We start from the raw sequence: 233 nt of genomic DNA on the forward strand, positions 1-233 counted from the left end.
CAGAAGCATTGCCAATTTGCAGGAACTGCTCGCGCAACGTTCATCCGGGTATCCCGCGTTGGAACAGGAGCTTGCGGCTAAAAACAAGGCGCTTGAGGAGACAACCGCCGAACTGCAGGCTATGCGTGCGGCGAAAACCAAAACGGAACGCGTGGAAGTTCCGGTCGAAAAGCTGCCTGGCGCTTACAAGAACCTCTCAGATGCCTGTGCGGATGCGATGGGCGAACTGAAAG

Annotated in this window: 1 protein-coding gene; it reads left to right on the forward strand. The window is 56.2% G+C overall.

The window, feature by feature from the left end; translation table 11 throughout:
* Positions 1-16 precede the first annotated feature (16 nt).
* A partial coding sequence (locus SB753_RS41865; protein WP_410805793.1) for a hypothetical protein occupies positions 17-233 on the forward strand: 217 nt, incomplete at its 3' end.

It is taken from the genome of Paraburkholderia sp. SIMBA_053 (assembly GCF_046534895.1).
In the GTDB taxonomy this organism is placed as follows: domain Bacteria; phylum Pseudomonadota; class Gammaproteobacteria; order Burkholderiales; family Burkholderiaceae; genus Paraburkholderia; species Paraburkholderia caledonica.